Annotated in this window: 12 protein-coding genes; 9 read left to right on the forward strand and 3 right to left on the reverse strand. The window is 63.3% G+C overall.

Annotated elements, in window-relative coordinates; genetic code table 11:
• From Q8O80_RS16685 to ccoS, 9 genes are all read left to right on the forward strand, one after another.
• A partial coding sequence (locus Q8O80_RS16685; protein WP_305581294.1) for a hypothetical protein occupies positions 1 to 284 on the forward strand: 284 nt, incomplete at its 5' end.
• A gap of 59 nt (positions 285 to 343) precedes the next feature.
• A complete protein-coding gene (gene ccoN / locus Q8O80_RS16690; RefSeq protein ID WP_305581296.1) occupies positions 344 to 1,978 on the forward strand; it encodes a cytochrome-c oxidase, cbb3-type subunit I in 1,635 nt (544 codons plus the stop codon).
• 4 nt (positions 1,979 to 1,982) lie between these two features.
• Positions 1,983 to 2,714, forward strand: a complete 732-nt coding sequence (gene ccoO / locus Q8O80_RS16695) for a cytochrome-c oxidase, cbb3-type subunit II (protein WP_305581298.1) — start codon at positions 1,983 to 1,985, stop codon at positions 2,712 to 2,714.
• Entirely contained in the window at positions 2,715 to 2,888 is a 174-nt protein-coding gene (locus Q8O80_RS16700; RefSeq protein ID WP_305581300.1) for a cbb3-type cytochrome c oxidase subunit 3, read from the forward strand.
• Positions 2,879 to 3,760, forward strand: coding sequence for a cytochrome-c oxidase, cbb3-type subunit III (gene ccoP / locus Q8O80_RS16705; protein WP_305581302.1), 882 nt, complete (start codon positions 2,879 to 2,881; stop codon positions 3,758 to 3,760). Before Q8O80_RS16700 ends, ccoP begins: the two co-directional genes overlap by 10 nt.
• Positions 3,757 to 3,981 (forward strand): hypothetical protein, encoded by a 225-nt coding sequence (locus Q8O80_RS16710; RefSeq protein ID WP_305581304.1) that lies wholly within the window; start codon positions 3,757 to 3,759, stop codon positions 3,979 to 3,981. The genes ccoP and Q8O80_RS16710 overlap by 4 nt, the downstream gene beginning before the upstream one ends.
• 23 nt (positions 3,982 to 4,004) lie before the next feature.
• Positions 4,005 to 4,802, forward strand: coding sequence for a DUF2189 domain-containing protein (locus Q8O80_RS16715; RefSeq protein ID WP_305581305.1), 798 nt, complete (start codon positions 4,005 to 4,007; stop codon positions 4,800 to 4,802).
• Between the two features lie 3 nt (positions 4,803 to 4,805).
• Positions 4,806 to 7,064: a heavy metal translocating P-type ATPase gene (locus tag Q8O80_RS16720; protein WP_305581307.1), complete on the forward strand. Its 2,259-nt coding sequence runs from the start codon at positions 4,806 to 4,808 to the stop codon at positions 7,062 to 7,064.
• A complete protein-coding gene (ccoS, locus tag Q8O80_RS16725) occupies positions 7,061 to 7,237 on the forward strand; it encodes a cbb3-type cytochrome oxidase assembly protein CcoS (protein ID WP_305581309.1) in 177 nt (58 codons plus the stop codon). The genes Q8O80_RS16720 and ccoS overlap by 4 nt, the downstream gene beginning before the upstream one ends.
• 13 nt (positions 7,238 to 7,250) lie before the next feature.
• Here ccoS and Q8O80_RS16730 read toward each other — a convergent pair whose 3' ends face one another.
• From Q8O80_RS16730 to Q8O80_RS16740, 3 genes are all read right to left on the reverse strand, one after another.
• The gene (locus Q8O80_RS16730) at positions 7,251 to 8,519 is read right to left on the reverse strand and encodes an MFS transporter (RefSeq protein WP_305581311.1); all 1,269 of its coding nucleotides are present in this window, start codon (positions 8,517 to 8,519) and stop codon (positions 7,251 to 7,253) included.
• A gap of 179 nt (positions 8,520 to 8,698) precedes the next feature.
• Positions 8,699 to 9,700: a D-erythronate dehydrogenase gene (gene denD, locus Q8O80_RS16735; RefSeq protein ID WP_305581313.1), complete on the reverse strand. Its 1,002-nt coding sequence runs from the start codon at positions 9,698 to 9,700 to the stop codon at positions 8,699 to 8,701.
• 141 nt (positions 9,701 to 9,841) lie between these two features.
• Positions 9,842 to 10,565 (reverse strand): outer membrane protein (locus Q8O80_RS16740; protein WP_305581315.1); only part of this gene is annotated, 724 nt, incomplete at its 5' end.

Genomic DNA, 10,565 nt, shown 5'->3' on the forward strand with positions numbered 1-10,565 from the left:
CCGCTTCAGAAAGACTAGATCCAGTCCGCAGAAACGGCGCTGCCACTGACACCGCGGCGATCTCCAAAAACGGACGTCAGAACCCAGTCGGCGGGCAAGACTTCCTGGGCCACCTTTCGGTCGTGATCGATGGCCAGCAATCCTATCTGTCCGCAGGAAATAGGATCATGCGTTCGTCGCGCCAAAATCCGACAACGAATTCAAAGCTGGCCGACAGCAAAATTGCGATTCGCGGCCTGCTCAGAGGGTGTCTTTGCGCCAGATCAAGGACAGCGCGTTTTTAATCCTGCATGTCGGGCCCCGATGGGCTAGTTTGCCTGCACCTGGAATGAGGCAAACAAGTATGATTGCAGATCTGACGCGAGCCGAGCGGCTCTGGGCAATGCTGATCCTTGGCGGGTTGGGCATTGTCGGATTGGCCATGGCGATTGCCGGTCGTAATGACCTGATTGGCATCCATGGCTGGATCGTGGCGGCCGCGGGCCTAATCGGCTTTTTCGCCGTGATGAGCAACAAGGATGCACCCGAGCCCAGCGATGAGCGGCTCAATGAGTATTATGACGCCCCCACAAGGGTCGGCATCGTCCTCACCCTGATATGGGGCGTGATCGGCATGGGGGTCGGGTTCTGGGTTGCTTCCCTGCTCGCCTGGCCCGAAATGACCTTTGACGCGGCCTGGGCCAGCTTTGGTCGCCTGCGGCCGGTTCACACCAGCGGCGTGATCTTCGGCTTTGGCGGCAACGCCCTGATCGCCACCTCATTCCACGTCTTGCAGCGCACCACCCGCGCTCGCCTGCCCGACCAGATCAGTCCCTGGTTCGTGCTGCTGGGCTATAATCTGTTCTGCGTGATTGCCGCCAGCGGCTATCTGATGGGCCTGACCCAATCGAAGGAATATGCCGAACCCGAATGGTATGCCGATATCTGGCTGGTCATTGTCTGGGTCACCTATTTCGCGATCTACATGCGCACGCTGGCCCGTCGCAAGGAGCCCCATATCTATGTGGCCAACTGGTATTACATGGCCTTCATCCTGGTCGTGGCCATGCTGCATATCGTCAACAATCTGGCCGTTCCGGTATCGTTCGGCAGCGCCAAATCCTATTCGCTGTTCTCGGGCGTGCAGGATGCGATGACCCAATGGTGGTACGGCCACAACGCCGTGGCCTTCTTCCTGACCGCCGGCTTTCTGGGCATGATGTATTATTACCTGCCCAAGCGGGCCGGTCGTCCCATCTACTCCTATCGCCTGTCGATCATCAGCTTCTGGGGCATCACCTTCATGTATATGTGGGCTGGTTCGCACCACCTGCACTACACCGCCCTGCCCCATTGGGTGCAGACGCTGGGCATGGCCTTTTCGGTCGTGTTGCTGGTGCCAAGCTGGGCCTCGGCCGGTAACGCCCTGATGACCCTCAACGGCGCCTGGCACAAGGTGCGTGACGACGCCGTGCTGCGCTTCATGACGCTCGCCGCGATCTTTTACGGCATCACCACGTTCGAAGGCTCGTTCATGGCCATTCGGGCCGTCAACTCGCTGTCGCACTATACCGACTGGACCGTGGGTCACGTCCATGCCGGCGCGCTCGGCTGGGTTGCCATGATCACCTTTGGCTCGATCTATGCGCTGGTGCCAACCATGTGGAAGAAGCCGGCCATGTACTCCAACAAGCTGGTGGAAGTGCATTTCTGGCTCGCCCTGTCAGGCACCATTGTCTACGTCTTTGCGATGTGGAACTCGGGGGTCATTCAGGGCCTGATGTGGCGCACTTATACCGAGAGCGGCACGCTGAGCTATTCCTTCGTCGATAGCCTGGTGGAAATGCACCCCTACTATATCGCCCGTGCCTTTGGTGGTCTGCTGTTCCTGCTTGGTGCATCGGTCGCTCTGTACAACGTCTGGATGACCATTCGGATGCCGGCGACGGCACCCGACGAGGTCGCTCTCGACACCCCCGCACTGCAAGCCGGAGAATAGACTGATGTTCGGCCTTCACTACAATCTGGAACGCAGCGCTATCGGCCTGGTCGCGTTTATCATCGTGGTTGCCTCGATCGGCGGCCTGGTCGAAATCGCGCCGCTGTTCACCATCGACGAAACCGTGGAGCAGGCCCCCGACATGCGGGTCTATACCCCGCTCGAAGTGGCTGGACGCAACATCTATATCCGCGAAGGATGCTATGCCTGCCATAGCCAGATGATCCGCACGCTGCGCGACGAAGTCGAACGCTACGGCCCCTATTCGCTGGCCGTGGAAAGCAGCTACGACCATCCCATGCTGTGGGGCTCCAAGCGCACCGGGCCCGATCTAGCGCGCGTGGGCAACAAGTACTCCGATGATTGGCAGACCCTGCACCTGAACAATCCGCGCGATGTGGTGCCCGAGTCCAAGATGCCGGCCTATCGCTGGCTGCTGCGCGACACGCTGCGGACCGACGATCTGGGCCAGCACCTGGCGGCATTGCGGGCTGTTGGTGTGCCCTATACCGATGAGCAGATCGCCAATGCCACGCTGGACGCCTTTGGCCAGGCCAATCCCGACACCCCCAGTGCCGACGGGGTTTTCGAGCGCTATGGCGAGGCCACCAATGTCCGCACTTTTGATGGCGTTCCCGATCGGGTCACCGACATGGATGCGCTGGTTGCCTATCTGCAGGTGCTTGGCAACCTCACCAATGCGGCTCACCAACCCAACCTGGCGGAGGCCGAATAGATGCCGTTCGATCACGACACCGTCGTCGGCTTTTCCAAGTCGTTCGGCCTGTTCTATCTCATCACCCTCAGCGTGATTGCGCTGGTGTGGACCTATTGGCCTGCCAACAAGAAGGGTTTTGATGAAGCCGCCAAAATGCCCATCAGCGACGAGGAGGACCGTCCATGGCGCTAGGTGAACGCGACAAGTTCTCGGGGCAGATGACCACCGGGCACGAATGGAACGGCATCAAGGAACTCAATACACCGGTGCCCCGGGCGGTCTGGATCTTCCTGCTTGTGGCCACGCTGTTTGCAGTGGCCTGGACCGTATTGAACCCCAGCTGGCCGGGCATCAATGGCTATTTCCGCGGCCTGCTGGGCGTTGACCAGCGAACCCAGATCGCCCAGATCGTGCAACAGGCGCAGATGGACCGGGCGACCTGGACCAGCCGGATCGACGCCGAGGATTTTGCCGCCATCCAGGCCGACGAGCCCCTGATGAACATCGTGCGCGAAACTGGCCAGGCCCTGTTTGGCGACAATTGCGCTGCCTGCCACGGCGCCAATGCGCTGGGCAATCCCGGCTTCCCCAATCTGGTGCACGCCCCCCTGATGTGGGGGGATGATCCCGAAATCGTCGCCGAGACCATAAGCGTGGGCATTAACGGCTCCAGTCCCGACACGCGCTTTGCCCAAATGCTGGCGTTTGGCCGCGATCAGATGCTCGTCACGGCCGACATCAATACCGTCGTTACCTATGTGCAGGCCCTCTCCCAGCCTGATGTGGCCGCCGCCACCGCGCCGGACATTCTGGCGGCCGGCGCGACCATTTTCGCCGACAATTGCGCCGCCTGCCATGGCGAGACGGCCAAGGGCATGACCGATACCGGTGCGCCCGATCTGACTGACAATTTCTGGACCTATGGCAGCGACCGCGCCGCCATTCGCCAGTCGGTCTATGCCGGCCGCACGGGCGTCATGCCAAGCTGGGAAGGGCGGCTGTCGCCCACCGAGATCAAGCTGCTGGCGCTCTATGTCCTTGATCTGCGAGCCGGCACGCCATGACAGCGCCCGCTCACCACCCCGCTCACCTCCATGACGTCGACACCCGCCCGCGCGGCACAAGACGCATGGTGGTGATCGCGGCCGTGGTGATCGTTACCGTTCTGTTTGCGGCCAATGCGCACCTGGTCTATGTGGCCTTTTCCTCGCAGCCCGACTGCATCACCCATCTCCAGGACGCTGGCGAGAACGGCACCTATCGCGCCGCCAAATCGGCCTGCTGAACTTAACGAAATCGGATCGCTTCATGGCCAAGACCCTGCTTCCCATTCCCGATACCGTTCCGGCACTGCCCAGGGAGGTCGATCACAATCGCCACCTGCCCGCCACCGCCGCGCTGCATTGGCTGGCGCTGGGCTGGCGCGATCTGTGGGACCGCCCGCTGCCCAGCCTGCTCTATGGAGTGGGCATTGCCCTGCTGTCGCTGCTGACCATTGGCGCCATGGTGACATTTGGCTGGGTCCAGATCCTGTTTCCCGCCCTGGCGGGGTTTCTCGTGGTGGGGCCCCTGCTGGCCACGGGTCTTTATGAAAAGAGCCGCCGGCTCGAGGCCGGTGAGCATGTCAGTTTCTGGAACATGGTGTTCCCCGGTCGCGGCGGCGGTACCCATCTGCTCTATGTCGGCACCATCCTGCTGATGCTGATGCTGGTCTGGATGCGCGCAGCGGTACTCCTTTATGCGCTGTTCTTCGGCGTGCGGCCATTTCCCGGCGCCGACGACCTGGTCAACATGCTGCTGACCACGCCCACCGGCATCTCCTTGATGCTGACTGGCACGGCCATCGGCGGTCTGTTCGCGGCCTTCGCCTTTGGCATCAGCGCCTTCTCGATCCCCATGATGCTCGACCGCCGCCTGGACGCCTTTTCGGCCATGGGCCTGTCAATGTCGCTGGTGTGGAACAATATGCCTGCTGCCCTGCTCTGGGCCGCCATCGTGCTGATCCTCACCGCCATTGGGGTGGGCACCGCGCTGGTGGGTCTGATCATCATCTTCCCCCTGCTCGGTCATGCCACCTGGCATGCCTACGCCGCCGTTCGAGAATAGAACATGACCTGCTGCCTGCCACCGCCGGCATTCGTCGAGGCCGTGGCAGGTCCGATCCAGCATGGCCCCAGCAATGATGAATTGCGCCTGGCCAGCCGGGACATTGGCGAGGGCCTGCGGCAGACCGATCTGTCCGTGCCCTCGATCCATTGTGGCGGCTGCATTCGCAGCATCGAAAAAGCCCTCGGCGCGCTCGATGACGTGGTGTCCGCGCGGGTCAATCTGTCGACCAAGCGGGTCGCCATACGCTGGCGCGCCGACGCCACGCCGCCCCCCATCGTCAAGACACTGACCGATCTGGGCTATCCGTCCAACCTGTTTGAAACCCTCGACGCGCAGCAGGACCGCACCCTGCCCGCCCTGATCCGGGCGCTGGCCGTAGCCGCCTTTGTCTCGATGAATATCATGATGCTGTCCGGCTCGGTCTGGGCCGGCGCCGATCCCGCCACCCGCGACATTCTGCACTGGATCTGTGCGGGCCTGGCCCTGCCCGCCCTGCTCTATTCCGGTCGCCCGTTTTACAGCTCCGCCTGGAATGCGGTGCGGCACGGTCGCACCAATATGGATGTGCCAATCACCATCGGCGTCGCGCTGGCCTTTGCGCTGAGCTTTTATGACACCGTCCATAGCGGCGAGCAGGTGTATTTCGACGCGGTCGTGTCGCTGGTCTTCTTTCTGCTGATCGGCCGCACGCTCGACCACATGATGCGCGAACGCGCCCGCACCGCCGTCAAGGGCCTGGTCAAGCTGGCCCCGCGCGGCGCGCTGGTGCTGGCCGAGGACGGCAGTCGCGAGTATCTGCCGCTGCGCGAAATCTCCCCGGGCATGACCATATTGCTGGCGGCCGGCGAACGCGTGCCCGTCGACGCCATTGTGCTCGAGGGCATGTCCGACCTCGACCGCAGCCTGATCAATGGCGAGGCCCTGCCGGTGGCTGCTGCGCCGGGCATGGTGCTCGAAGCCGGCACGCTCAATCTGACCGGGCCGCTGACCATCAGCGCCCAGGCCGCCGAACAGGATTCGACACTCGCCCAGATGGTGCGCCTGATGGAAGCGGCCGAAAGCGGTCGCAACCGCTATCGTCGCATCGCCGATCGCGCCGCCGAGCTCTATTCACCGGTGGTGCATCTGGCGGCATTGGCCGCCTTTGTCGGCTGGATGGCGCTGAATGGCGACGTCCACAATGCCGTCACCGTGGCCATCGCCGTGCTGATCATAACCTGCCCCTGCGCCTTGGGGCTGGCCGTGCCCATGGTGCAGGTCGTGGCGGCGAGGCGGCTGTTTGATGCCGGCATCATGCTCAAGGATGGCTCGGCGCTGGAACGGCTGGCCGAAATCGACACCATCGTCTTTGACAAGACCGGCACGCTGACGCATGGCGCCCCGCAAGTGCTCGATCTGGACCGTGTTTCTCCGGACGTTCTGGGGCCAGCGGCAGCATTGGCCGGCTATTCCCGCCATCCCTATTCCCAGGCCATCGCCCGGGCCGGCGCAGCACAGGCCGCCGGCATTGCCTTCGCAACAGTCTCCGAACATCCCGGCCTCGGGGTCGAGGGCACGCTTGATGGCGCTGTCTATCGCCTCGGCCGCGCCGCCTGGGCGCTCGATGACGCCAAGGGCAGCAGCGGCACGGTATTGAGCCGCAATGGCAGCCTGCTGGCGCCATTTGCCTTCAGCGATACCCTGCGGCCCGGCGCCCGCCGTGCTGTCGCCGCGCTGCAGGAGCGCCACCTGGCCCTGGAGATCGTCTCGGGTGATCGCGAAGCACCGGTGGCCGCCATTGCCGATGCGCTTGGCATTCCCCGCCATGCCAGTGCCATCCTGCCTGGCGGCAAGACCGACCGCATCGCCGCGCTCGCCGCCCAGGGCCACAAGACGCTGATGGTGGGCGATGGCCTCAATGACGCGCCGGCGCTGGCTGCCGCCCATGTCTCGATGGCCCCCTCCAGCGCCGCCGATGTCGGTCGCAGCGCCGCCGACTTCGTCTTCCTGCACGATGATCTGTCAGCCATTCCCCTGGCGCTGGCGGTAGCCCGCGATGCCGGGCGGCTGGTAAAGCAGAACCTGGCCCTCTCGGTGCTCTACAACCTGATTGCCCTGCCTATCGCCGTTGCCGGCCTGGTCAATCCGTTCATGGCCGCCATCGCCATGTCGGCATCCTCGCTGGTCGTCGTGCTCAACGCGCTGCGGCTGGGCTGGGGCGGCTATGCCAGCCTGCGCCGGCCGCTACGCAGGGTCCGCACGCCTGCGGTGACGACATGAGCGATTTCTTCTTCCTCATTCCCATTTCGGTCGTGCTGGGGGCCGCCGGCCTCGTCATCTTCTTGTGGACGCTGCGCGATGGTCAGTATGACGACCTCGACGGCGCGGCCGAGCGCATCCTCTATGACGATGATGTGCCCGAGCGCGACCGCCCCGACCCCGACAAACCCTGAGGCGTGACCGCCCTCAGGCGGCCGGCTCCTGCACCACCAGATCGCTGAGCTGGACGGCCTCTTCATCGCCCACCACCGAAACGGCGCCGGCAGTACCCAGATCGAAGTGCTCTTTTTCTGCCTCGGGCAGCCCTTCGCGGCGGCGCAGGCGCTCGGCCACAAAGCCGATCAGGGCGATCATCACCACGCCATTGGTGATGAACATGCCGCCCGGGCCGAACAGTTCTATGGTCAGCGAGGTGAGCACGGGACCCACCGTTGAGCCCAGGCCATTGAGCAGCAGCAGGCCGGCAGAAATCTCCACATAATCCGAGCGGTCGGCAAAGTCGAACACGTGTGACGACACAATGGCATAGGCCGGCAGCAGGCCCGCGCCAAAGGCAAAGCCGAGCGTCAGCCAGAGCCAGGTCACATGCGGCATGACCATAATCACCGCCCCGATCACAGCCGAGAGCAGCGCCAGCCCGATCATCACCAGGCGGCGGTCAATGGTGTCGGAGATCTTGCCGGCCGGCCATTGCAGCACGGCGCCGCCCATCACGGCGGCGCTCATGAACAGCGCGGCGTCGGTCACATTGCCGCTCGCCGCATTGGCATAACTGGGCCCCAGCGACCAGAACGAGCCGGTCGCCACCCCAACCAGAAAGATCGACACCGTACCGGTGGGCGACAGCTGGAACATGTGCCTGGGCCGAAACCGCACAATGGTGACCGGCGGCGGCTGACTCGAGCGCGTCATGACGATGGGCACTGCTGCCAGCGACACCAGCACGGAGGCTATCGAGAACAGCACAAACGAGTCCGGCCTCACCAGTGTCACCATCATCTGGCCCAGGGTGATGACGGTGAAATTGACCGTCACATAGGTCGAGATCAGAGCGCCACGCGTTTCATTGGTCGCCTGGTCATTGAGCCAGCTTTCCACCACCAGATAGAGCCCGGCCAGACAGAAGCCGGTAATCATGCGCAGCAGCACCCAGGTCAGGGGATCGACGGCCAGCGGGTAGCCGAGCGCGGCTGCCGACGCGATCGACACCAGGGCCGCAAAGGTTCGGATATGCCCCGCCCTTATGATCAGGAGTGGCGAGAAGGCGCAGCCCAGAACGAAACCAAAGAAGTAGCCCGAGCCCAGCAAGCCGACCTGAAACGCCGAGAAGCCCTCCATGCCGCCCCGGATGGGCAACAGCATGACCTGCAAGCCATTGCCCGTGATCAGCAGGGCAACGCTGAGCAGAATGGCGCCGGCGGCCAGCAAGGGAGAACGAATTTTGACTTCCGACATAGAGCCTGCCCTTTGCAGTCAACTGGATACGCGCAGCATTGGGGTGGACTGGTGCGGGCGAATTGGGGCATTTTCCAGCCCCAATCACAACCCGTTATCGGTTACCCCGATAATACCACAGTCGCTGGATCGCTGATGCGGCCGGTAACGCCAACCTCGATCCGCGACGCACCGGCAGTTCACATTGATGTGTGCTGGCCGCCAATGCGGCCCCCCAGTTCGTCCGCAATATGGATCTGGATGATCTCCTCGAAGCTGGTGTCACCCTTGAACCCCAGAGCCCGCGCCCGAGTGGCCGCGAAGGCCTTGGGCCAGCCGGCCACGATCCCGGCAATCACCGGGTCCGGTATCAGCCGGATCAGCGCCACGGCCTGTGGCCCCGCCACACGCTCAAGCGCCGCAATCTGCTCGCCGACCGTCACCGCCAGGCCCGGCATGGACAGATTGCGCTGATGGCCCAGCTTCGCCGTGTCCAATGTGGCCGCATGCAGCAGAAAGCCGACAGCAGCGCGCGGACTGGCAAACCAGTGCCGCACCGTGTCGGGGACTGGCAACACTGCTTCAAGCCCCACCAGGGGCTCGCGAATGATCCCCGAAAAGAACCCCGACGCCGCCTTGTTCGGCTTGCCGGGCCGCACCGCAATGGTCGGCAGCCGGATGCCGATGCCATCGACGAACCCGCGGCGTGAATAGTCGGCCAGCAGGAGTTCGCAAATCGCCTTCTGCGTGCCGTAACTGGTGAGCGGGGTGTGCTCGTGGTGGTCTCCGATCAGCGCGGGCAGCGGCTCGCCGAACACCGCGATGGAGGAGGTGAACACCAGACGCGGGCAATAGGGAGCGCTCTGCCCCGCCAGCCGGATCGCCTCAAGCAATTGCCGCGTCCCATCCAGATTGATCCGGTAGCCCTTCTCGAAATCGGCTTCCGCCTCGCCCGAGACAATTGCCGCCAGATGAAAGATCAGGTCCGGTCGATCCGCCACCAGAGCCGCTGCAACGCCCTCGACCGACAAATCGGCCGCGACCAATGGGCAGGGAATCGCGCCGCCCGGCGCGACTGGCGCAACCACATCCGCCAGCGTGATGGCGGAGATGGCGCGACCACCAAGCGTCCCCGCCGACAGCAGCGCCGTAACCAGCTTGCGTCCCACCATGCCCGCGGCACCGATGACCAGAATTTTCATTGCGTCCTCCTCCATCTCCCGAGCAGTGCACTGGGGAGGGCGTGCTGTCGACCGCCACGACAACAAAAAACCGGCACCCATGGGGTGCCGGCTTGATCGTGGATCAGCGGCGAGCCGTCGTGGCGGTCCGCCTGACCCTGCCTAGTTGAAGCGATAGCGCAGCGTGCCGCGCACTTCGTGGATGAAGGCATTGTTGACGTAGAATGAAGTGCTGGGGCCGATTTGAGCGTTGCTGATCTGGGGCATGTAGATACCACGATAGCCAAGGTCGGCCACCACGGAGCCCATGTCATAGGTCACGCCGGCCATAAGGGCCGCTGCAGGGGCCCAGGAGTTTCCATCAGGCGTGGCAAGCGGGCCAGTGACGACGGTCTGGTTGTAGGCACCACCAAGACCAGCGCCCACGTAGGCGCCGAAGCCACCCGACGCCGCAGCATGGTCGGAAAGTGAAAAGTCATAATAGGCGTTGGCAAGCAGAATGGTCGAACGCAGCTTCAGACTGTAATCGGTGTCACCTAGACCATCATTGTACAAATGGTCTAGGGTGATGTCAGCACGCAGCCCGGTGCCGGTTTCATAGCCGACGCCGGCGCCGAACGAATAGCCAAAGCCTGACTTCGTGATATCGAGTGTCGGCGCGCCGCACCCCGGACAGGCTGGGTTGTAATCCTTGGCCCAAAGTAGATTCGCGCCGAGTGAACCACGAAGGTAAAGACCTCCCTCTACGCCATAATCGACATCGGGGATTTCGATCACCGGTGGATAATACGGAAAATCAGCGGCGATGGCTTGGCCGCCGACAAGTGCGGCTCCTGCCACCATGATCGCAGCAATGAGCTTGCGCATGATTAAGTGTCCTTTGAGT

The sequence above is a fragment of the Devosia sp. genome (assembly GCF_030689745.1).
GTDB lineage: Bacteria > Pseudomonadota > Alphaproteobacteria > Rhizobiales > Devosiaceae > Devosia > Devosia alba.